The 19,656-nt window shown below is 67.7% G+C and carries 14 protein-coding genes; 11 read left to right on the top strand and 3 right to left on the bottom strand.

Going from position 1 to position 19,656, the window contains the following annotated elements:
* Window positions 1-11: 11 nt before the first annotated feature.
* Window positions 12-1,520, bottom strand: a complete 1,509-nt coding sequence (locus ACW17Z_RS16920; RefSeq protein WP_492056863.1) for a spinster family MFS transporter — start codon at window positions 1,518-1,520, stop codon at window positions 12-14.
* A gap of 140 nt (window positions 1,521-1,660) precedes the next feature.
* Entirely contained in the window at window positions 1,661-2,995 is a 1,335-nt protein-coding gene (locus ACW17Z_RS16925; RefSeq protein WP_492056864.1) for a spinster family MFS transporter, read from the bottom strand.
* Between the two features lie 102 nt (window positions 2,996-3,097).
* Between ACW17Z_RS16925 and ACW17Z_RS16930 the strand changes: the two genes are divergently transcribed.
* The 5 genes from ACW17Z_RS16930 to ACW17Z_RS16950 all read left to right on the top strand — a co-directional run bounded on the left by ACW17Z_RS16930 (window position 3,098) and on the right by ACW17Z_RS16950 (window position 8,693).
* Window positions 3,098-3,724: a glutathione S-transferase family protein gene (locus ACW17Z_RS16930; protein ID WP_492056865.1), complete on the top strand. Its 627-nt coding sequence runs from the start codon at window positions 3,098-3,100 to the stop codon at window positions 3,722-3,724.
* Between the two features lie 30 nt (window positions 3,725-3,754).
* Entirely contained in the window at window positions 3,755-3,898 is a 144-nt protein-coding gene (locus ACW17Z_RS16935; protein WP_419320266.1) for a hypothetical protein, read from the top strand.
* 954 nt (window positions 3,899-4,852) lie between these two features.
* Window positions 4,853-6,355, top strand: a complete 1,503-nt coding sequence (locus ACW17Z_RS16940; protein WP_419320774.1) for an NAD(P)/FAD-dependent oxidoreductase — start codon at window positions 4,853-4,855, stop codon at window positions 6,353-6,355.
* 2 nt (window positions 6,356-6,357) lie between these two features.
* On the top strand, window positions 6,358-6,786 hold the full coding sequence (locus ACW17Z_RS16945) for a GtrA family protein (RefSeq protein WP_419320775.1): 429 nt from the start codon (window positions 6,358-6,360) through the stop codon (window positions 6,784-6,786).
* A gap of 11 nt (window positions 6,787-6,797) precedes the next feature.
* Complete coding sequence (locus ACW17Z_RS16950; RefSeq protein WP_492056866.1) at window positions 6,798-8,693, top strand: hypothetical protein; 1,896 nt, start codon at window positions 6,798-6,800, stop codon at window positions 8,691-8,693.
* Window positions 8,694-8,713: 20 nt separating this feature from the next.
* Here the strand turns inward: ACW17Z_RS16950 and ACW17Z_RS16955 are convergent, their stop codons facing one another.
* Complete coding sequence (locus ACW17Z_RS16955; protein WP_492056867.1) at window positions 8,714-8,842, bottom strand: hypothetical protein; 129 nt, start codon at window positions 8,840-8,842, stop codon at window positions 8,714-8,716.
* Window positions 8,843-9,084: 242 nt separating this feature from the next.
* Here ACW17Z_RS16955 and ACW17Z_RS16960 point away from each other — a divergent pair, with 242 nt between their 5' ends.
* From ACW17Z_RS16960 to ACW17Z_RS16985, 6 genes are all read left to right on the top strand, one after another.
* Entirely contained in the window at window positions 9,085-10,431 is a 1,347-nt protein-coding gene (locus ACW17Z_RS16960) for a sugar MFS transporter (protein ID WP_492056868.1), read from the top strand.
* A gap of 139 nt (window positions 10,432-10,570) precedes the next feature.
* Window positions 10,571-11,317 (top strand): hypothetical protein, encoded by a 747-nt coding sequence (locus ACW17Z_RS16965; RefSeq protein ID WP_492056869.1) that lies wholly within the window; start codon window positions 10,571-10,573, stop codon window positions 11,315-11,317.
* A 110-nt stretch (window positions 11,318-11,427) separates the two neighbouring features.
* Complete coding sequence (locus ACW17Z_RS16970) at window positions 11,428-12,768, top strand: dicarboxylate/amino acid:cation symporter (protein ID WP_492056870.1); 1,341 nt, start codon at window positions 11,428-11,430, stop codon at window positions 12,766-12,768.
* A gap of 67 nt (window positions 12,769-12,835) precedes the next feature.
* The gene (locus tag ACW17Z_RS16975) at window positions 12,836-15,130 is read left to right on the top strand and encodes a glycoside hydrolase family 3 N-terminal domain-containing protein (protein ID WP_492056871.1); all 2,295 of its coding nucleotides are present in this window, start codon (window positions 12,836-12,838) and stop codon (window positions 15,128-15,130) included.
* Window positions 15,131-15,259: 129 nt separating this feature from the next.
* Window positions 15,260-18,505 carry an autotransporter outer membrane beta-barrel domain-containing protein gene (locus ACW17Z_RS16980; protein WP_492056872.1) on the top strand — a complete coding sequence of 1,082 codons (3,246 nt, stop codon included), beginning with the start codon at window positions 15,260-15,262 and terminating at the stop codon, window positions 18,503-18,505.
* A gap of 128 nt (window positions 18,506-18,633) precedes the next feature.
* A complete protein-coding gene (locus ACW17Z_RS16985) occupies window positions 18,634-19,362 on the top strand; it encodes a response regulator transcription factor (protein WP_419320786.1) in 729 nt (242 codons plus the stop codon).
* The last annotated feature ends 294 nt before the right edge of the window (window positions 19,363-19,656 follow it).

Raw genomic sequence — 19,656 nt, forward strand, 5'->3', positions numbered from 1 at the left:
CGTCTTCGAGGTTAGGCCTGGGCCACCGCCCGTTCCTTCATGTGCTTGACCATGCCGATCGCGGCCAGGGCGTAGTGCAGTCCGGCCCAGGCGTAGAAGCACAGCGAGACGATGATGCCCTGCTGGCTGGCCAGGGCCAGGGTGGTGCGGCACTGGTCGGCCAGCGCCACCGGCGAACCGGCCGGAGCCACGCCGCCAGGGCAGGCGACCGCGAAGTTTGTGGCGGTCTCGGGCAGACCAAACGAGCCAAACAGCGAAGCGATCAGGCCGCCGGCGTCAGGCGTGTTGAAGTTGTACTGCGCCAGATGGTCGATCAGCCAGCCGGTGAACACCGGCCCGCCACCGAGCGCCAGCAGGTTGAGGAAGAAGAACAGGATCGCCGTCGCCGTAGCCCGGCGATGCGGATCCACCGAGTTCTGAACCACGCCAAAGGTCGGGGCCAGATACACATAGTGGAAGATGCCCGGGACCAGCAGGATCAGGGCCGTGGCCTGCCAGGTCGGCTGCAGATAGGCCAGGACGTAGATCGGGGTGCAGATCAGCAGGCCCAGAGCCGGCGTCAGAGCGTACCATTTGGCGCTCTTCTTGCCGGCCCAGTCGCTGAGGAAGCCGCCGACCAGGGTGCCGACCCCGGCCGAGAAGCCGCCGATCAGGCCGGTGATCAGGCCCACCTGCGCCAGGTCCAGGCCAAAGGCCCGCACGAAATAGGACGGCACGAAGGCGCCCGAGCCATAGGAGCCGAACGAGGCGATGGTCACGCCCAGCACCATGTGCAGCACGGGCCACTTGCCAAACAGCACCTTGGTCACGGCCCACATTTCGCGGAACTCGTTGGCCATCGAGAAGGCCAGCTTGGGCGGCTCGACCACCACATCCTCGGCTTCGAGCGGGTGTTCCTTGGCTTCCGAATGGCCGCGCGGCGGTTCCTTGACCACCAGCTTGACGATCACCGCCAGCAGGATGCCGGGCAGACCGACGATCACGAAGGCCACGCGCCAGCTGAACTCCTGGGCCAGCCAGCCGCCGGCCACGGCGCCGAACATGGTGCCCAGCGGAATACCGAACGAATAGATCGACAGGGCCGTGGCCCGCTGCTTGGGCGCATAGTAGTCGCTGATCAGCGAGTGCGATGGCGGCGAGCAGCCCGCCTCGCCGATGCCGACCCCGAAGCGGTAGGCGGCCAGCTGTGCGAAGCTGGCGGCGCTGCCGCACAGGGCGGTGAAGCCCGACCAGATCACCAGCGAGGCCGAGATGATCGTCACGCGGTTGAAGCGCTCGGCCAGGCGCGCGATGGGAATGCCCAGGATCGTATAGAGCAGGGCGAAATACAGGCCCCCCAGCAGGCCCAGTTGGGTATCGGTCAGCTTCAGGTCGACCTTGATGGCCTGACCGATGGTGGCGATGATCGTGCGATCGATGAAATTGAAGGTGTAGGTGGCGAGCAAAAGCCCCAGCACCGTGGCCTTGTAGCCGTTGGAATACAGCGGTTTTGTTCCGCTGGACGCAATCGCGTCTGCCATGCTGGCGCGCTCCCTTCAAACATTTGTTCTAATTGTTGAGGGGACTGTAGACGTAACGGAAGTCGCAGCGCCAGCGGGATTTGCCAGGGTGATCCAGAAGCCCTTCCCCCTTTGCAGGGGGAAGGGAGACGTCACAGAATCTAGGCCACCATGTCCTCGCGGATCGTCTTTCGGGCCTGCCAGAACAGGGCGAAGGCGCCCAAACCCATCAGGGTCGAGACGATCAGGGCCCAGCGCACGCCTTCGGCGGCGCCCATGCCCATCGGCCCGGCGAAGAAGTCGCTCAGCGCGCCGACGCCCAGAGGGCCCAGGCCCAGACCGATCAGGTTGATGATCAGCAGCAGTACCGCCGCCGCCGTCGCCCGCATCGCCGGGTTCACGATGCTTTGCGCCGTGGCATAGACCGGGCCGTACCACAGGGTGCCCAGAAGGGTCGGGATGGTCAGCACCAGCAGAGCCGGCATGGCGCTCGGCAGGTTGATGGCCAGGATGTAGAACGGGATGGCGATCAGGGACGCGATCGCCGGAACGATGACATAGGCCCGCAGGTCCTTGGCCCCCAGTCGGTCGGCCAGAACTCCGCCCAGCCAGGCTCCGATCACCCCGGCGGTGCCGCCGATCAAACCCAGGGCCAGACCCAGGAAGCCGGCGGACTTGAGGCCAAACATCGCCGCCAGCTCCGCCAGTTCGGCCGTATGGTTGCGGAAGAAGAACGAGGCGGTGAAGGGCGCATGGCCATAGCCGATAAAGGCCTTGATCGAGGCGGCCAGGGCCACCAGCCAGAAGGTCTTCTTGGTGCCCAGAACCGTCAGTGCGGCCTTGAAGCTGATCTGTGAAGCCGCGCGGGCGGCGATGTCGGCGGCCAGCTGGCGGCGCGGCTCGACCAGGGTGAAGGCCGCGATCAGGGCGAAGATGATACCCGGCGCGCCGGCCACCATGAAGGCGACCCGCCAGCCATAGGCGTCGGCGACCAGCCCGCCCATGGCCATGCCGGCCAGGGTGCCAAGCGGCGTGCCGATGGAATAGAAGGCGATGGCGCTGGCCCGTTTTTCCCGGGGCACATAGTCGCTGATCAGCGAGTGGGCGGGCGGGGTGCAGCCGGCCTCGCCGACCCCCACGCCGATGCGGGCCAGGATCAGCTGCCAGAAGTTCTGGCTGAAGCCGCACAGCACGGTGAAGCCGCTCCAGACGGCCACCGAGATGCCGATGATCATCGGGCGGTTCTTGGTCTCGGCCAGCCGGGCGATGGGGATGCCCAGCACGGTATAGAAGATCGCAAAGGCCAGGCCGGTCATCATGCCCAGCTGCCAGTCGGCCAGGCCCAGCTCGGCCTTGATCGGCTCGGCCAGGATATTGACCACCTGCCGGTCTAGGAAGTTCAGCGTGTAGATGATCAGCAGCACCCACAGGGCATAGCGGCGATAGCCGGCCGAGACGGGGTTGATAACCGGCGACGGTGTGGCCGTTTCCGCCATGGGCGTCTGCTCCCTCGAACGTTTGTTCTAATTGTTGTGGCGACTTTAGACGCAGGTTAATCGGGATGGCTACCCGCCATCTGCCGTCAGGGAATACGCGTCATGGAAATCGTTATCGGCACCCGCAAATGGTCCAGCTGGTCGATGCGCCCCTGGCTGGCGCTCAAGCACACCGGCGCGGCGTTCACCGAAACCCTGATCCAGCTGCGCCAGGTCGGGCTTTCGGAAGAGATCGGCAAGCACTCGCCCAGCAACCTGGTGCCGGTGCTGAAGGACGGCGACCTGGTGCTCTGGGACTCGCTGGCCATCTGCGAATATCTGGCCGAGGCCTATCCGGACGCCGGGTTGTGGCCGGCCGACAAGGCGTTGCGGGCTCTGGGCCGGTCGGTCGCGGCCGAGATGCATTCGGGCTTCGGCGCGTTGCGCACCGAGTGCCCGATGGAACTGGAGACCCGCGACAAGATCATCGACCTGTCCGAGGCGGCCCAGGCGGACATCCGCAAGATCGCGGCGCGCTGGAACCAGCTGCTGGAGCGCTCGGGCGGGCCGTTTCTGCTGGGCGCGTGGTCGATCGCCGACGCGTTCTACACCCCGGTGGCGACGCGGTTTGCGACCTATGGGATCAAGCTGGCGGACTACGGCGATACGGAGCCGGCGCAGGCCTATTGTGATCGTTTGCTGCAGACGCCGGAGTATCTGGCGTGGGAGCGGGACGCGCTGGCGGAGTAGGGGGGGCGACAGATTGAAGGTCTGTTGTGGGTGGGAAGCGTTCGTTGCTCCCTCTCCCATAGGGAGAGGGTTGGGGTGAGGGGTTACGGCGTTCGACGGAGTGCCGGCACGCCGTCAAGCCTCGTAACCCCTCACCCTCCCACCGCTTCGCGGCGGGCCCCTCCCTCTCCCTAAAGAAGAGGGATCTAGGACCGCCTCTGGCGGCCGCGTCGCGGCGACGCGGAGCGCCGTCCTTGAGAGACCTTTCCAGTCCGGCGATCGTCTCGCCGTGAGATTTAAGGATGGCTCCCTTCGACGCGAAGGGGGGCGGGCGCCTTTCCAATAAATCACCGTCATTCCCGCCCTTGTGGCGGGAACCCCTGTTTCAGCTGCTACGTGAAGCGCCAGCGAAGTGCGCGCGCACTTCGCCCCTCCCGCACCTGCGGCGGTACGAGAGGTTCCCGCCACAAGGGCGGGAATGACGGGAGTTATGGGGATTGGCCGTACTGTATCCCCGCACTTCCCAGAACAAACCCAAGCCAGATCAACGGCTTGCAAAATAGTTGATCGCGCCCATCAGACGCGCCGAAACCGCCTGCATAATCAATCTCACCTGACAGCACGGGAAGGGCGTCCGGCCGGCGACCAGCGACGGCTGTCAGGGGTGATCGAGCGGGGCCACCGTTCGGGCGTATGCCCGGGCGGCCGGTTTAAAGAGAGGGCGGGTGACGTAAACCCGCCCATCGGGGGCTAGCCAAGGCCCCCGCCCGTCCGAAGGTTCGCTCCGGGTTCCTCCGGAATCGGCGCGGCTGCAGCCCAAGGCTGGGTCCGTCGCGAGGAGGGCAAAGCCCGGGTGGGGCAAAAGGCTGAACAGGCCTGCGCACCCCGGCCAGAGGGATAACGATCACGCGGAGCGTCTGTCTTCGTCGAAACGGTACTTGTACAAACCCTCATCCGGGCGAGGCCCGGACGCTCCGCGACCCTTCCCATCTCTTCAGCGGCCCACCGCGTGAAGCGGCGAAGCCGTGTCCCGCCGCCGGCGCGACCCATCGTCGCCCATTCACAATTAATGGCGATTCACCACGCCTCGCGACCCGGCCTTAACCAAGCATCGCCATTCTGGCCTCGGAAAACGGGATTGGAATGGACATGGCCCAGCACGTCGAAACCCTGGTGATCGGAGCCGGCCCCGCAGGTCTGACGACCGCCTATACCCTGGCCAAGGCCGGGCGGGGCGTGACCGTGCTGGAGATGGACCCGGTCTATGTGGGCGGCATCAGCCGCACCGTCGACTACAAGGGCTTCAAGTTCGACATCGGCGGTCACCGGTTCTTTTCCAAGTCCAAGGAGGTGGTCGATCTCTGGAACGAGATCCTGCCCGACGACTTCATCGACCGGCCGCGCCTGTCGCGCATCTACTACCGCGAAAAGTTCTATGCCTATCCGCTGAAGGCCTTCGAGGCCCTGGCCAATCTGGGCGTCTGGACCGCGGCGCTTTGCATGGCCTCGTTCGGCTGGGCCAAGGCGCGTCCGATCAAGGACCCGACCACCTTCCACCAGTGGGTGCGCAACCAGTTCGGCGAGAAGCTGTTCTCGATCTTCTTCAAGACCTATACCGAGAAGGTCTGGGGCATGAGCTGCGACGAGATCTCGGCCGACTGGGCCAGCCAGCGCATCAAGGGCCTGGACCTGGCCGCCGCCATCATCGACGGCGTCAAGCGCTCGCTGGGCGTCCGCGCCAAGGCCACGGCCGAGGGCGCGCCCAAGACCCTGATCGAGAGCTTCCGCTATCCCCGCAAGGGCCCCGGCATGATGTGGGAGGCCTGCGCCGACAAGATTCTGGCCCTGGGCGGCCAGCTGCGCATGGGCCGCAAGGTCGATGGCCTGCGCTATGACAAGGCTACCCGCCTGTGGACCGTCGAGGTCACCCGCGCCGACGGCTCGACGGAGACCTATACGGCCGATGACGTCGTATCCTCGGCCCCGCTGCGCGAGTTGATGCAGGCCGTGACGCCCACACCGATCAGCCTGTTCCAGGCCGGCGAGCTGATGTACCGCGACTTCATCACCGTGGTGCTGATCGGCAAGCCGCAGAAGGAACTGCCCGACAACTGGATCTATATCCACGACCCGTCGGTGAAGGTGGGCCGGGTGCAGAACTTCCGCTCGTGGTCGCCCGAAATGATCCCCGACGGCGTTTCGACGTGCCTGGGCCTGGAATATTTCTGCTTCGAGGGCGATGGCCTGTGGACCTCGAGCGACGAGGACCTGGTCGCCCAGGCCAAGCGCGAGATCGCCAAGATCGGCCTGATGAACCCCGACGAGGTCTATGACGCCTGCGTGGTGCGCCAGCACAAGGCCTACCCGGTCTATGACGACGCCTATGCCGAGCACATCAAGATGATCCGCCTAGATCTGAAGATGCACTTCCCGGGCCTGCACCTGGTGGGCCGCAACGGCATGCACAAGTACAACAACCAGGACCACGCCATGATGACCGGCCTGCTGACGGCCGAGAACATCATCGCCGGCGAGACGATCCACGACGTGTGGGAGGTCAATGAAGACGCCGAATACGGCGAGGCCGGCGTCTCCGGCGCTCGTGAAGCCCTGAGCAGCGTCCGCGCCGTGCCGCGCAAGGTCGCCGCCTGAGCATGAACCTGCTAGCCGACCTCTGGCGTCGACTGCCGGTGGGCCTGCGGGAACTGGGCCTCTACGGCCTGGCCAGCGCGGCCGCCCTGGCGGTGGACTGGGGCCTGCTGCTGGTCCTGCACGGGGCGGGGCTGAACTATCTGGTCGCCACGGCCATCGGCTTTTCCGCCGGCATCGCCGTGACCTATGGCCTGAGCGTTTCGGTGGTCTTCCGCCATCGCCCGATCGCTGACCGCAAGCGCGAATTCGCCGGCTTTCTGGGCGTGGGCCTGGCGGGCCTGGTCCTGACCCAGCTTCTGATGGCCTTCTGGGTCGAGCGGTTGGCCATGGCGCCGGGCCTGGCCAAGATCCCCACCGCAGGACTGGTCTTCATCTTCAACTTCACCGTCCGGCGGGCGCTGCTGTTTCGCGCGCCTCGCGCCCAGTCTTGAGCTTCGGGGCCGTGAGCGGGCCGGGGACCTGGCGGATCGGTCGCTGGGCGTTCCTGGCGGTCGCCGCATCCCTGATGGCGCTGAGCCGCGTCCATGTCGGGCTGCGCCATGACGCCCGGCTCTATTTCGGCGACGCCCTGGCCCGGCTGGACCCGCAGGGTGTCGGCCGCGACCTGATCTTTGCCCATGACGGCCAGTTCGGTTTCAGCCTCTATACCCCGGCCCTGGCCTGGCTGGTGAAGGGGCTGGGCCTGGACGCCGCCGTATTGCTGGTCAGCGGCCTGGGTCTGGTCCTGTGGCTGGCGGCCCTGCTGCTGCTGATGTCGCGCCTGCTGGCCGACCTGCCCGTCGTCTGGCGCCGCGCCGCGACCGTGCTGGTCATCGTTGTCGCCCCCTATTACGGCGCGCATGAAGTGTTCGCCTATGGCGAGGCCTTCGCCACCCCGCGCATCCTGGTCGAGGCCGTGGGCCTGGCGGCCCTGGCCGCGTGGCTGTCCGATCGGCGCTGGCTGGCGGGCGGGATGCTGGTCGCGGCCATGGCCTTGCATCCGATCATGGCCCTGTGCGGCCTGTCCGTACTGTTCGTGGCCCTGTGCCTGGAAGACCGCCGCTGGCTGCTGGCCGGCCTGGCCGGCGCGGTGGTTCTGGCCGCCGCCGCCGCCCTGCGTTTGCCGGTCGCCGAGCGTCTGCTGCTGGTCATGGACCCGGCCTGGCGGGCGATCAGCGAGGACCGCAGCCCCACCGTCTTTGCGTCTCTTTGGCCGGCCGAGGCCTGGGGACGGATCGCCGTCCAGGCCGTGACCCTGGGTCTGGCCGCCGGCCTGAGCCAGGGCCCGGTTCGCCGCCTGATGACCGCCGCCCTGATCGCCGGTCTGCTGGGCCTGGGCTTTGCCTGGATGGCCGACCGGCTGTCGCTGGTGCTGCCGATCCAGCTCCAGGCCTGGCGGACCCTGGCCCTGATGGCCATCCTGGCCGCCGCCGGTCTGGCCATCTGCGGGCGAGACCTGGCCAGGCGCGGTCCCACGGGCGTGCTGGCCCTGTGCGCCCTGATCATCGGCTGGACCTATATCGGCTGGGGCGCCATCGCCATGATCGCGGCCGGCGTGGCGCTTGCCGCTGTCCTGATCGGCGACCGCGCCGCCTGGAGCGCGCCCAAACGCGCTTCGGGCGTGATGATCGGGCTGACCGAGCTGGTCCTGCTGGCCTGGCTGCTGGTTCGGCTCAAGGGGCTGCACCAGGGCCTGGCCGACCTGCCGCCGGGGCAGGGCGTTGGCCCGGGGCTGATCTGGAACAGTGGCCTGCCGGGCTGGATCGCCGCAGCCCTGGCTCTGGGGCTGGCGGCGCGACCCACATGGCTCAAGCCGTGGGCCGCCATGCTGGGCGCCGCTGCGCTGGCGCTCCTGGCCCTGCTGCTGTGGGACAACCGCTCCGACTTCGCGCGGCAGCGCGATTCCGGGCCAGACCCCGCCCTGCAGGCCATGCTGGCCACGCGGCCGGGCGAGGTCCTCTGGCTGGCGGGGGATGTCGAGCCCTGGGCCCTCGCGGGCCAGGCCAGCTGGGCCAGCAAGTTCCAGGGCGCGGGGGTGGTGCTGTCGCGGCCCCTGGCCATCACCCTGAACGCCCGAATCGATCGGCTGATCGCCGCTGATCTGGTCGGCGAAGACTGGCGTACGCCGTTTGGCCTCGCGCCATCGTCGCCGAAAGTCCCGACCTTGGCGCAGGTGTCAGCGGTGTGCGCCGGCGCCGATCCTCCGGCGTGGGTCGTCGCGCCGCTGGCGCCCGAGGCCAGGCTGGATCCGGCGCTTGCCGGCCGCCTTTGGACGCCGAACGCGCCCTACGAGCTGGACCTTGGCGCCCGCTGGTTCGTGGCGACGCGCTACGCGGTGATTCCCTGCGCGGGCCGTTGAATTCCGTCGTTTGAGCGCTCTTACAGTGCGTCTGGCGTGCGCAGCGACCGCGCGCTCCAGCAGACCAGATGCACGAACAGGTCGATCAGGCCGATGATGGCCGCGACCGCGAAAATACCGGATGTGATGATGATGACGAGGGTGGTCATGGAAGCTCTCCCAAGCTGCGGGACTAACCGTCCGCTGGGCGTTTTGTTCCGCTGATAGCGCTCCCAAATCCATGCTGCGGCGCACCCTCTCTTGACAACGTTGTCACGTCTGGAAGGAATGCCGCGTCCCGCGAAGACGGACAGGGGAGTGAAACATGACAGGCTTGGGTTGCGGCGCGCCGATGCGCGCCACGGTGAATGGATCGGCGAAAAGCCGGTCGTCGCGGAACGAGGTCTGATCGATGGCTAGCACCGCTACCGCCCAGAAGGGCAAGGGCGTCGCCCTGGCCGTCGTCTACGTCACCTGCCTGTTCTTCATCTGGGCGCTGGTCACCAACCTGCTAGATCCTCTGCTGAAGACCATGAAGACGGTCTTCACCCTGAGCCCGGTCCAGGCCAACCTGACGGGCTTTGCCTTCTTCATCGCCTATGGCCTGATGTCGCTGCCCTCGGCGGCCTTGCTGTCGAAGATCGGCTACGCCAAGTCGGTGATGGTCGGCCTGGGCGGCATCGTCGCCGGCTGCTTCATCGCCATCGCGGCGGCCAAGCTTCATACCTACAGCCTCGTGCTGACCGCCCTGTTCGTGATGGCCTCGGGCATCACCCTGCTGCAGGTGGCCGCCAATCCGCTGATCGCCTCGCTGGGCAAGCCCGAGGACTCCTCGTTCCGGCTGAACCTGTCCCAGGCCTTCAACTCGCTGGGCGCGGCCTGCGGCCTGTGGTTCGGCGCCAACTTCCTGCTCAAGGGCGAGATCTTCGAGAAGGATATCGTCGTCACCCAGGCCATGCGCGAGCAGGCCCTGGGCTTTGTCTCGAACGTCTATCTGGCGATCGGCCTGGGCCTGGCCCTGTTCATCCTGGCCATCTTCCTGGTGCGCCAGCGGATCACCGACGCCGCCCCCAAGACCGGCAAGCTGGTCAGCCCGTTCACCGCCCTGAAGTCCAAATGGGCCAATCTGGGCGCCCTGGGCATCTTCGTCTATGTCGGCGCCGAAGTGGCGATCTCGCTGAACCTGCTGCTGTTCCTCGAGCAGACCAACATCCTCAACATCTCGGCCGAGCAGGCCGGCAAGCTGACCACCTTCTACATGGTGTTCGCCATGATCGGCCGCTTCGGCGGCTCGGCCCTGCTCAAGGTCGTGAAGGACTATGTGCTGCTGGCGGGTGTGGCCCTGGGTGCGATCGCGCTGTGCCTGGTGGTGATCGTCACCAGGGACATGGTCCCGACTGCCCATACCGGCGTGCTGAACCTGTTCCTGGCCCAGGCGCCGCTGACCAGCGGCCTGATCCCCGCCGGCGCCGCCCTGCTGATCGGCCTGTTCAACTCGATCATGTTCCCGACCATCTTCACCCTGACCCTGCAACGGTCCTCGGCGCCCACTTCGGCGACCTCGGGCCTGCTGTGCATGGCCATTGTGGGCGGCGCTGTCCTGCCGCTGGTGTTCGCCTCGATCGAGCAGGCGACCGGTTCCAAGGCCCTGGCCTTCGCCGCGCCGCTGATTTGCTACGTCTATGTCCTGTGGTTCGCGCTGGCCGCCAAAAAGGCGCCCGTGCACGAGATCACCGAGGAAGTGGTCGGCGGCCACTAACGCCTCGACCGGATTAGCTGACGACGCCCGTCGACGCCCTCCAGCGTCGGCGGGCGTTTTGCTGTCCGGGGCGCCACGATCCTGACGCGGGGGCGTGATGTTCAGAGGCTGACGAGTTCGGGTCAGTCATGGATTTGCGATGCGCGACAGAGGGGCAGGCCTGAGGACGGAACGCCGCAAGCCAGCCGGGCGAGGCCGCCTGCTGGCTGTGGCGGTCAGCCTGGCCGCCCACGCTCTGGTCCTGACCGGCCTGCTCCTGTCGCGTTCCGCCGCGCCGCCCGTCGAGCCGGAGTCGATCATCGTCTCGATGATGGAGCCCCCGCCTCCAACCCCGCCTCCGCCTCCGCCCCCGCCCGAGATCGCGCCGAAGACCGAGGCCCCGGCGCCGGCCAAGGCCGCGCGTCCGCGCAGTCCCGCCCGGCCAACGCCCGCGCCGCCGGATATCCAGCCGATCCAGGCCGTCAGGGTCGCGACGCCCGAACTGTTGGCGGGTCTGGGCGAGTCCGATCTGCTCGGCGCGGCCACCGCCGGGTCAGGCTCGGGCGGCGGCGAAGGCTGCAACATGGTGCGGCTGCTGCAGACGGCGCTGCGCAAGAACCCCCGCGTCCAGGCCGCCGTGGCCAGCGCCCATCCCGAGACGATCCGGGCTGGCCGCGCCATCCTGGTCTGGAACGGCGACTGGGTCAGGACCAACACCCAGGAGGGCAAGGGCCTGGCCGGCATCCGTCAGGCCATCGCCATGGAGGTGGCCTTCGCGCCCGAGGCCTGTCGCGCCGAGCCGATGCGGGGCCTGGTGCTGATCTCGCTGAAAGACGGCCCCGGCGCGGCGCGTCTGGCGCTGGGATCGCGCGCCTGGCGCTGGTCTGACCTGCTGTTTGCGCGCTGAGTAGGCGCCGCTTGCGCCTCAGCTTTCCTAAAGCCGCTCTCGGAAAACCGTGCTGGCAAATCCCACCTATCCGCACGACATTGGCGCCCAGCAAAGTTTCAGGATCGATCATGGCCGCCGCGACCTCCAAATCCCGCTTCATCAGCGGCTTCGGCTTCCAGGTGCTGATCGCCATGGTCATCGGCCTGGGCCTGGGTCTGCTGGCCCGTGAGCTGGGTCCGGCGAAAGGCGAGGCGGGTTTCGTCCTGGCCGAGACCCTGCGCCAGATCGGTTCGATCTTCGTGCAACTGCTGCGCGTGTTGGTGCCGCCGCTGGTGTTCACCGCCATCGTCGCCAGCATCGCCAATCTGGCGGAACTGCAGAACGCCGCCCGGCTGGTCTGGCGCACCCTGTTCTGGTTCGCTGTCACCGCCCTGATCGCCGTGCTGATCGGCATCACCCTGGGCCTGGTCCTGCAGCCGGGTCTGCACACCACGGTCGCCGCCGCCGAGGCCCATGCGCCCAAGACCAATGGCTCGTGGCTCGACTTCCTGACCGGCCTTGTGCCCGCCAACGTGCTTGGCCTGACCGCCTCGACCACGATCAATGACGCCGGCGCGGCCAAGACCTCGCTGTCGTTCAATGTGCTGCAGATCCTGGTGATCTCGCTGGTCACCGGCGTCGCCGCCCTGAAGGCGGGTGAGGCCGGCAAGGGCTTCCTGGCCTTCAACGCCTCGGCCCTGGTGGTGGTGCGCAAGGTGCTGTCGTGGGTGATCCGCCTGACCCCGATCGGCACCATCGGCCTGCTGGGCAACGCCGTGGCGCAGTATGGCTGGACCACCCTGGGCCAGCTGGGGGCGTTCACCGGCGCGATCTATATCGGCCTCGCCCTTGTGCTGTTCGTCGTCTATCCGACGCTGCTGGCGGCCAATGGCCTCAATCCGCTGAAGTTCTTCGCCGGCGCCTGGCCCGCCATTCAGCTGGGCTTCGTCTCGCGCTCGTCGGTCGGCACCCTGCCGATGACCGAAGCGGTGACCGAGCACAGCCTGGGCGTGCCGCGCGCCTATTCGGCCTTCGCCGTGCCCTTGGGCGCGACCACCAAGATGGACGGTTGCGCAGCCATCTATCCGGCCATCTCGGCGATCTTCGTGGCGCAGTTCTTCGGCCTGCACCTGGGCATCACCGACTATTTCCTGATCGTCTTCGTCTCGGTGATCGGCTCGGCTGCCACGGCGGGTCTGACCGGCGCGACGGTGATGCTGACCCTGACCCTGTCGACGCTGGGCCTGCCGCTGGAAGGCGTGGGCCTGCTGCTGGCCATCGACCCGATCCTCGACATGGGCCGCACGGCCGTGAACGTCGCGGGTCAGGCCCTGGTGCCGACGATTGTCGCCAAGCGCGAGGGCATCCTTGATCTGGATGTCTACAACGCCGGTCGCACGCCGGCCGATGCGGTCCAGGCCGCCGAATAGGCGAGCGCGGTTGCGCCTGTCGACGTTAGCGGCGAGTTTGCCCGCCTCAGGCGGGTAAAGGGAATCGATGGTGTCGAAGGCGAGTGAAGACGGCCGGTCCGGGCCAAGCCGTCGGTCCATGCTCGCCGGCGCGGCGGCCCTGGCGGGGTTTTCCGTCACCGCCCCAGTCCGCGCGGCCGTTCGGGCGTCCGACCGGATCGAGGCGCTACTCGCCCAGATGACCATCGAGGAGAAAGCCGGCCAGCTGTCGTGCTTCGCCGACATGATCCGCCCGCCGATCGGCGACATCAATCCGCTGGTCAATATCCGCAACGCCCAGACCCTGCTGGCCGAAACCCGCGCCGGCCGCATCGGTGTGCTGATGAACGGTATGGGCACGGCCGGGGCGCTGGAGGCCCAGAAGGCCGCCGTTGAGGGCTCGCGCCTGAAGATCCCGCTGATCTTCGCCGCCGACGTGATCCACGGCTTCCGCACGGTCTTCCCGATCCCGCTGGCCGAGTCCGGCAGCTTTGACCCCCACCTGTGCGAGCGCACGGCCCGCGCGGCGGCGTCCGAGGCCAGCGCCTCTGGCCTGCACTGGACCTTCGCGCCGATGGTCGACGTGGCCCGCGACCAGCGCTGGGGCCGTGTGGCCGAGGGCGCCGGCGAGGACGTCTATCTGGGCGAGGTGCTGGGCGCGGCCCGAGTGCGCGGCTTCCAGGGCAAGGACCTCAAGGCCGAAGACAGCATGCTGGCCACCCCCAAGCACTTCGCCGCCTATGGCGCGGTGACGGCGGGGCTGGAATACAACGCCGTCGAACTGTCGGAAGCGACGCTGCGCGAGGTGCACCTGCCGCCGTTCCAGGCCGCCTTCGACGCCGGCGCCCTGACCACCATGTCGGCCTTCAACGACATCAACGGCGTGCCCTCCACCGCCAACAAGCGCCTGCTGACCGACGTGCTGCGCGGGGAGTGGGGCTTCAAGGGCGTAGTGATCTCCGACTACACCGCCGACCAGGAGCTGGTGGCCCACGGCTATGCCGTCGATGACCGCGACGCGGCCCGCCACGCCATACTGGCCGGCGTCGACATCAGCATGCAGAGCGGCCTCTATCTGCGCTACCTGCCGGAGCTGACCGCCTCGGGCGATGTGCCCATGGCGGTGGTCGACGCCTCGGTGCGCCGGGTGCTGGCGCTGAAGGAAGCGCTGGGCCTGTTCGACAACCCCTATCGCTCGATCAACGACAAGGTCGAGGCGATGCGCACGGCGACGCCCTATCTGCGCCAGCTGAGCCGCGAGTCCGGCGGGCGCTCGATCGTCCTGCTGCGCAACGAAGGCGCCATCCTGCCCCTGCCGCGCGGCGGCAAGCGCCTGGCCCTGATCGGTCCGTTCGCCGAGGATCGCGACAATGTCGTGGGGCCCTGGGCCTTCTTTGGCGACAAGAGCCTGAATGTCGACCTGGCGACCGGCCTTCGCGCCGCCATGACCGATCCGGCCAGTCTGATTGTCGAGCGCGGCTGCGAGGTCGAAACCACCCTGGCCGGCGGCTTCGAGCGCGCGGTGGCCGCGGCCCAGGCCGCCGATATCGTGCTGCTGGCGGTGGGCGAAAGCCAGGACATGACCGGCGAGGCCAAGTCCCGCACCGACATCCGCATCCCGCCCGTCCAGCAGCGCCTGGCCGAGGCCATCGCCGCGACCGGCAAGCCCGTCGTCGTGCTGCTGCGCCACGGCCGCGCCATCGCGCTGGAAGGCGTGGTCCGCGACGCCAAGGCGATCCTGGCCACCTGGTTCCTGGGCAGCGAGATGGGCAACGCCGTCGCCGACGTGCTGTTCGGAGCGGTCAATCCGTCGGCCCGCCTGCCGGTCAGCTTCCCGCTGGAGAGCGGCCAGGAGCCGTTCTTCTACAACGGCCGCACCACCGGCCGCCCGGCGCCGGTCGATCCCAACGCCCAGGAATACAAGGCCCGCTGGCGGTCGATCCGCAACGAGGCCCTGTATCCGTTCGGCTTTGGCCTGGGCTATTCGACCTTCGCGCTGACCGACCTGAAGCTCAGCACGCCCCGGCTGCGCTGGAGCGACACGCTGCACGTCACGGCCAGGGTCGCCAATACCGGCGCTGTGCACGGTGAGCACGTGGTCCAGCTCTATATCCGCGACCGCGTCGCCAGCCGGACCCGCCCGGTGCGCGAGCTGAAGGGCTTCCAGCGCGTCGCCCTGGCCCCCGGCGCCAGCCGCGAGGTGAAGTTTGAGATCCGGCGCGAGGCTCTGATGTTCGTCGGCGACCAGGACCGCTGGATCGCCGAGCCGGGCCTGTTTGACCTGTGGGTGGCCAATTCGTCGGTCGACGGCCTGGCGGGCAGTTTCGAGCTGCTGAAGGCCTAGACGCGCCGCTTACGGAGATTGGCGTTGCGAAACGCCAGATTTCCGCAGCCCACGGTCGGGCAACAAGCCGGACACGCCCCGGCCACCCAGCCTCGCTAGGCCTTCGCGACGTCTCGTGAAGGTCTATCCATGCTGCGCAAGCTCCTCGTCGCCACGGCCGCCGCCGCACCTCTGCTCGCCTGCGCGGGCGCCGCCCTGGCCGAGGTGGAGGTCACCAGCAGCAGCCGCACGACGCCGATCAGCACCTCCAGCCCCAATGGCGGCGGGGCCGATGATGTGAAGGTGACCGCCGACGGGGTGATCACCCTGAGCGCCTCGGGCGCGATGATCACGCTGGACAGCAACAATCTGGTCACGATGAACGGCGGCCTGGCCAGCATCGACGTTTCCGACTCGGTCGGCATTCTGGTGCTGGGCGGCCATACGGGCTCGGTCACCAACGCCGGCTCGATCAGCCTGACCGAGGACTACGACTACGAAGACAGCGACGAGGACGGCGACCTCGACGGCGTCTTCGCCAAGGGGACCGGGCGCTATGGCGTCCGCATCGTCGGTCCCGGAACCTTCACGGGCGATATCGTCAACGCCTCGGCCGGCACGATCTATGTCGAGGGGGCAGGCGCGGCGGGCATGAGCCTGGAAACCAGTCTGGTCGGCGCCCTGACCCAGGCGGGAACCATCACGGTCGTCGGCGACAACAGCTATGGCGTCCGCGTCGGCGGCGCGGTGACCGGCGATGTCACGGTCGAGGGGGCGGTCAGCGTCACGGGCGGCGGCGCGACCGGCGTAGCGATCGACAGCGCCGTCGACGGCGCCTTCGTCATCCAGGGCTCGGTGACGGCCACGGGCTATCGCTACACCAGCCGGACCAGCGATCCCGACGACCGCGCCCTGCTGGACGCCGACGACATCCTGGAGAGCGGCTCGGCGGTGCGGGTGACGGCTGACGTCACGGGCGGGGTGCTGCTGGACACCGCGCCCACCGACACCAATGACGACACCAGCGACGACGAGGACGACGACGGCGTCACCGACAGCAGCGAAGGCGCGGCCTCGGTCACCGTCTATGGCGGCGCGCCGGCCCTGAAGATCGGCTCGGAAAGCAACACGGTCACCATCGGGGCGGTGGGAGCCGGCGACGACGCCTATGGCCTGATCATCCGGGGCTCGGTCGCGGCCAACGGCTCGCTGGACAACATCGAGACCACGGCGGTGCAATTGGGTGGCGACGCCGGCTATTCGACCCTGATCACCGGCGGCGTGCGGCTGAGCGGCTCGCTGAGCGCCAGCGCCTATGAGGCCCAGACGACCGGGCTGCGGCTGAAGTCCGGCGCGGTGGCCGACACCCTGTGGAACACCGGCGCGATCAGCGCCTACACGGTCTCGGAAGGCGACTATTCGGCCCGCGGCCTGGTCATCGAGGCCGGGGCGTCGATGAGCAGCCTGGTCAATGCCGGCAGCATCCTGGCCTCGGTCTCCGGCGAGAAGGGGTCCGCCTATGCGGTGCTCGACAAGGCCGGGACCCTGAACAGCATCGTCAACACCGGCTCGATCGCCGCCTATGTCACGGCCACCGACGACGACTATGACCTGGACGACGACAATGACGACGCCACCGACGAGACGGTCACGGGCAAAGCCGTCGCCATCGACGTCAGCCAGAACACCACCGGCGTCTCGATCATCCAGTCGGGCGTCAATGACGGCGACGATGGCGACGATGACGTTGCCGACACCGATACGGACGGCGACGGCGTGGATGACGCCGACGAGCCCAGCATCGTCGGCAAGGTGCTGCTGGGGTCCGGCGACGACAGCGTCAGGATCCTCAACGGCGTCCTGGTGGGCGAGATCGTGTTCGGCGCGGGCGCGGATGCGCTGGAGGTCGACGGCGGCGCCTCGGTGCTGACCTATCTTTCGGACTCTGACGGCCGGCTGGACGTCACCGTTGGGACCGGCGCTCTGGGCCTCACCAACACCGGCGACATCAAGGCCACCAGCCTGACCCTGGGCGCCGACAGCAAGCTGATCTTCAGCGTTGACCCCGAGGCGGGCACGGCGACGCGGTTTGTGGTCGACACGGCGACCATCGCCTCGGGCGCCAATCTGGGCCTGTCGCTCAACAACCTGCTGACCGATGCGACGACCTATGAGGTGATCAAGGCCGGCAGCCTGACGGCGGGGACGATCAGCCAGGACCTGCTGGGCGACGCGCCGTTCCTCTATGTCGCCAACGCCTATCAGGCCGGCGACAGCGTCAATATCGACGTGCGGCGGCGCACGGCGGCTGAGGCCGGCATGACGGTGGCGCAGGGCGCGGCCTGGGACGCCGTCTTCGCCGCCCTGGGCCAGGACAGCGACATCGCCGGGGCCTTCCTGGGGCAGCAGACCAGCGACGGCTTCTACAATCTCTACAACCAGATGCTGCCCAGCCAGGGGGAGGGGATGTTCTCGGCCCTGCAGTCGGCGAACCAGCAGATCTCGGCCGCCACGGCGATCCGCCCGGACAAGGGCGAGCGCTATGGCCCCGACAGCGTCTGGGTGCAGCAGATCAACACCCTGGTGCAGCGCCGGGACGGCGAGACCCTGGGCTCCGACACCCAGGCCCTGGGCTTCGTGGCCGGCTATGAGGCGATGGGCGATGCCGGCGGGGCGCTGGGCGCGACCCTGGCGGTGGTCAGCATCGAGGAGCATGACACCTATGCCAAGGTCGGCGAGGAGACGAGCGCCTCGTTCGTCCAGGCCGGCCTCTACTGGCGGCGCGCGGTCGGTGGCTGGCGGTTCAATCTGGGCGGCGGGGGCGGCTATGGCTGGCTGACCGGCGACCGCAGCTTCATCAGCGAGGATGCCGACAGCGACGGAACCGCCGATGTCATCCTGACCAACACCGCCCACTGGAACGGCGCGACCGCCAACGCCTTCGCCGGGATCGCCTATGAGCAGCCGCTGGGCCGCTTCTACGCCCGGCCCGAGGCGCGGCTTGACTATGTCTATCTGAGCGAGGGCCGGCGGGTCGAAAGCGGCGGTGGCGACGGCTTTGACCTGACCGTTGGCTCCCGGGCCTTCAGCAATCTCAGCGGCGACGCCGGGATCGTGTTCGGGGCCCATTTCGGCCAGGACATCTGGTGGCGGCCCGAGGTGCGGCTGGGCTATCGCCAGACCCTGGCCGGCGAGGTCGGCGACACCGTCGCCCGCTTCCAGAGCGGATCGTCCTTCACCCTGGCCTCGCTCAACGACAAGCAGGGCGCGGTGACCCTGGGCCTGGCGCTGCGGGCCGGATCGGCGATGTCGTACCTCGCGCTGGAGGGCGGAGCCGAGGCCTCGCGCAAGCAGACCAAGTACAATCTGAGACTATCGGGCCGGGCGATGTTCTAGATCCGGCCGCGCCACAATCGGGCCATGGTTTCAAGCGTGTTTCAGTACAATGCAGCCGGATATGAAATTCCCGCGCCAAACGTGACTGATAGCCAGGGGTTCCCCCAGGTTTCGGAAGCATTGCCGCCGTGCGTCAAAGAATTCTCCTGCTCGACCCCGACCCGGCGGCCCGCGCCTCGCTGAGCGATCTGCTCTCGCGGCACGAATATGAGGTCGTCGCGGCGTCGTCTGGCCGGCAGATGGACCGGATCCTCAGCGAGATCGAAATCGACATCGTCGTGCTCGACATCATGCTGCCTGACGAGGGCGGACTGTCGGTCTGCGGGCGCCTGCGGGAGCGGACGCCATCTCCGGGGCTGGTTGTGGTCAGCGCGCTGGCCGAGGAGAGCGACATCGTCGTCGGGCTGGAGATGGGCGCCGACGACTACCTGGCCAAGCCGTATCGACCAAGGGAGCTTCTGGCCCGAATCCGCTCGGTGCTGCGCCGCCGCCGCGACTGCGCTCGACCGGGTCGGGACGATGATCGCTTCATCGTCTACCGGTTCAACGGCTGGCGTCTCAGCGTCGCCGCCCATCAGCTGCTGGACCCCTATGGCGGGGTGGTCGACCTGTCGTCGGCCGAGTTCACGCTGCTGCTGACCCTGGTTTCCAGGCCTCAGCAGATCTTGACTCGCGAGCAGCTGATGCAGGGGCCTCGGGGCGGGGAGGGGCGCGTCGGGCCACAGCAGATCAATGTCACCATGAGCCGTCTGAGATCCAAGTTGAGCCATGTCGAAGGGGGGCGAAAATTGATCCGTACCGTGAGGTATGAAGGCTATCTTTTGGCGGCGACGGTGGAGCGGGTTTCGGCCGAGTAGAACCAACTGAATAACCGAAATTAAGCGCGTTCCTTAAGGAACCGACGAATCACCTTGCTTGGCCAGACATCGTCGGCAGTCGCCATGGTGGCGATCGCGGCCTTGAACTAGACGTCCTGAACAGGCCGCACGTAGCGGGGCGAGCAGAAAAACCATCGCTTCATTTGCTGGCTCAGGCTTTGATATTGAAGGGCTTTGCGCAGATCTGGCCGTTTGACCTCGATCTTCTGAGGTCTTTGTCCGGCGTGTCCCGGGACTGCGGCTGCATGTCCCGTTGAAACCTATTGGAAAGAA

It is taken from the genome of Caulobacter sp. GSs2 (genome assembly GCF_058680895.1).